Genomic DNA, 3,326 nt, shown 5'->3' on the forward strand with positions numbered 1-3,326 from the left:
GCGATTTCCAAAACATCTTCAGGTCCCAAGATATAGTCAGGGGTCACAATCAATTGTGAATTCTCGGCCGTAGCATTCACATGCCGCGTTTTAGCATCTGCTTGGCTTGTTGAAGCCGCTGCGGTTCCTCCGGTTTCAGAATGCGCCACTCCGCAGAATGCGGCAAGGGATAAGAAAATCAAACCGCTTGTCAAAAGCCTCATTGCATCCCCCACGTCATGCCTTCCTACTAATTTTCTGCCCATCTTTCGATTGCAGGAAAGCATTCCTTCACAGATGATCTGCTCAGTCCTTAAGCCTAAAACCATGACCAGTGAAGCGCCCTTGTTCGTAAAGCCATCCGGACTCACCAAGACCGTAAATTTTCTTCAGCACGTGAACCTTACGATCGATCAAAAAATAAATTTCAGCCCCACGAAGAAAGCCCCATTGCCGGTTGACTTACTAAAAGGCATCCGTCGCGTCCAACGCACTTCTGCCAGCGTGGGTGTTTCTGCCTGAGTAATAGGAGTAGGCACATATACTTTGAGGACCTGGTCCAGGAGAGGTTCTCGATCCATGAGAACGAGCATGCCTCCGGAGCTGATATTCAGTGAGAGGGCCTTCCCCTGAAGCACCAGACCTTCATGAGAAACGTTGAGGGGCGCCGTGATCTCATAAGAAATGGGCCTCAGAAGGGCGACTCGCTCGCTGTGGTCTCTATTGTTATCCTGTATTGTCCAATCCCAATCACCAGCAGCCACGCCTATAACTCCCTCTAATTTCTCTTGGTTCCCCAAATGAATAAACTCTAAACTCTACTAAATGGCTAAAAACTTGATTAATGTGCAAGAAGCGTGCGACAAATAACATCGAACGACAAGGCGACGCGACTGAAGCCTTAAGAATACGGTTTGTGGAAACGCCTTTCAAGTTGTTGAATATAAAAAGTAAATTCGCACAATACCACAGATCGGTTAATGATCTGTGGTTTCTAGGTAGTGTGAGTCAAGCGGCAACAAACATTGGAGACACTATGATCTGGGGCAATCCTGCACAATAACCTATATGTATACCGTTCTATACGAAAGTAGCAAGTTGACTACCTCGAAAGTGTTAGATACTATTTCCATTGGCACTGCAGATGCTTGATGTTCGGCATAGAGTCGAACTTACCCATTTCAACAACGAATGTAAACAAATATCCCCATGGCCCCTGAGGATTATCCAGGCAACGCTACATCGCAGCCCCAGATTGATGCGATCACAGAACAGCGAGCCGGTCCCGGAATAATTGTATTGTCCTCATCAATGCAATTACTCCACATGAACCGTCAAGCATCGGAGCTGTGCCGGAAGATTAACGAAGCAGAACATGGCAAACAGAACAGCAAGCAAGCACAAGGCGTCCTTCCTTCAGCGCTCACCGAGCTGTCTTCCGAGATCATTAAGGCACTGACGGTTCGCACCGAAGCCAAAGACTGGGAACAGTTTGAAGTGAAGCGTGTAGCCGGAAACTCCGAGCAACCAATTCTCCTCCGGGGTTTTGGGCTCCCGGATCGAGGCGGCATTACTAGCGCCCGCCTTGTTATCACGATGGAAGAAATTGGGCGCCGTCAACAATTTAATACGGAGCAAGCCAAGGAACGGTTTCAATTAACCAACCGGGAGCACGCCGTAGTTGAGCATTTGGCAAAGGGCTGGACCAACAAAGAGATTGCCAATGCCCTGAATATTACGGAGCAAACTGTTAAAGAACACATCAAACATATTATGCGCAAAACAAATTCCACCACCCGTACCGGTATCCTCGCCCAAGTTTTCCGCTCGTAACTCGTTCCCCGTCTCCGATAAACCACACCTGTTGTTCAAACGCACCACCTTTATTGCTAATCCAGCGCCAGTTGTATTTATTGTCATTTAATTTCAATGGCTTGTGAATGATCCACCATGGCCTGAACCTTGCTCACTTCTTCCCTCATGATCCCGAATTCCAAATGGATGTGGATACAGTGCATCGTTTTAGCGTCGCTCGTAGGCGTCATTGCCGGCTGTCAGTCCGACCCAAGCTTCCTCCATCGATCAAGCTTTGCGGAGATGTGGAGAACCTATCAGGCATGCCGGTCGGCTGAAAGGCTAGATGAGCTTGTCGGGCATGCTCGGACGGTGGAAGAGATGATCCTTCACAGGGACCGCGGTGTACTAACTGGCGATCACGATTCAGTTTCACAGGGGACGTTGACGAAATTCATCCAGCCACTCAAAACCAGGCTGGCTGTCGATCCCCACGCTATGAATGCAGATTGCCTCCTCCACACCGGACAAATTGCCTATCGGCAAGGACACATTATCCTCGCGCAGGACATGTTTGGCCGAGTCTTAAGAGACCTTCAGAACTCTGAGTTGCGTTATTATGTCGACGCGGCACGATTCGGACTTCTTCGGATCGATCAGGATTTGCAGGCAACAGCAGACCAGTCGCGTCCCTCATCTTTTCCCAACTAACCCATTTACGGGCTGTCTCCCATTGCCCATTGTACGTTAGATAGCGCACAACTTCCTGTAAAGCTCCTCATACTGCCGAGCTGGTTCTTCCCATCCGACCTGCACTTTCATGCCCGATTCGATTAATCTCTTCCAGTCCGATTCTCTGTAAACCTGTAGGGCCTGACCCAACGCTCGAGCAAACGCATCAGGAGTCGGCTCGTCAAATACAAAACCCGTCGGGGTTTGAGAGTCGTCACCCGGATATCCGGCCACAGTATCAGCCAACCCTCCTGTTTTCCTGACGACCGGAACAGTTCCGTATCGTAAACTGCACAATTGGGTCAACCCGCAAGGTTCATACCGAGAAGGAACCAAGGCGATATCGGCGCCGGCCTGGATACGATGAGCCAATTCCTCATTGAATCCAAGCCGGACACGTACGCGGGTCGGACGCGCTTCCTCCAAGTTTCTTAGCCGTCGCTCCAAGAGAGGGTCGCCCGTCCCCAGCACGACCAACTGAAAATCAATGGACGGCATGTCCTCTAGGGCATCGACAACGAGGTCGATCCCCTTTTGTTCCACAAGTCTCGATACGACTCCAATCAAGGGGTGGTCGCCAACCGGCAACTGCATCTCCTGTTGCAGCGCGGTCTTGCACAATCGCTTCCCTGAATGATCCTGGGCGGAGTATCGGGACGGCAACCACGGATCACGTGACGGATCCCACAGATCGATATCGATTCCGTTCGTGATCCCGAGAAGGCGATCGTGTCGTTCACGTAACACGCCATCCAACCCAAAACCCAGTTCCGGCAGTTGAATCTCCCGGGCATAGGTCGGGCTGACCGTGGTAAGCCAAT

Annotated in this window: 5 protein-coding genes; 2 read left to right on the forward strand and 3 right to left on the reverse strand. The window is 50.5% G+C overall.

Annotation, left to right across the window (positions count from 1 at the left end; all coding sequences use genetic code 11):
• A partial coding sequence (locus ACOSYY_RS09220; protein ID WP_421661976.1) for a hypothetical protein occupies positions 1-353 on the reverse strand: 353 nt, incomplete at its 3' end.
• Between the two features lie 39 nt (positions 354-392).
• Positions 393-743 (reverse strand): PilZ domain-containing protein, encoded by a 351-nt coding sequence (locus ACOSYY_RS09225; RefSeq protein ID WP_289269311.1) that lies wholly within the window; start codon positions 741-743, stop codon positions 393-395.
• 562 nt (positions 744-1,305) lie between these two features.
• On the opposite strand from ACOSYY_RS09225, the gene ACOSYY_RS09230 reads away from it, so the two are divergent.
• Positions 1,306-1,812: a response regulator transcription factor gene (locus tag ACOSYY_RS09230; protein WP_421661977.1), complete on the forward strand. Its 507-nt coding sequence runs from the start codon at positions 1,306-1,308 to the stop codon at positions 1,810-1,812.
• A 405-nt stretch (positions 1,813-2,217) separates the two neighbouring features.
• A complete protein-coding gene (locus ACOSYY_RS09235) occupies positions 2,218-2,484 on the forward strand; it encodes a hypothetical protein (RefSeq protein WP_421661978.1) in 267 nt (88 codons plus the stop codon).
• Between the two features lie 36 nt (positions 2,485-2,520).
• On the opposite strand, the gene ACOSYY_RS09240 is transcribed toward ACOSYY_RS09235, so the two are convergent.
• A partial coding sequence (locus ACOSYY_RS09240; RefSeq protein ID WP_421661979.1) for a glycogen synthase occupies positions 2,521-3,326 on the reverse strand: 806 nt, incomplete at its 5' end.

The organism is Nitrospira sp. BLG_2, assembly GCF_049222245.1.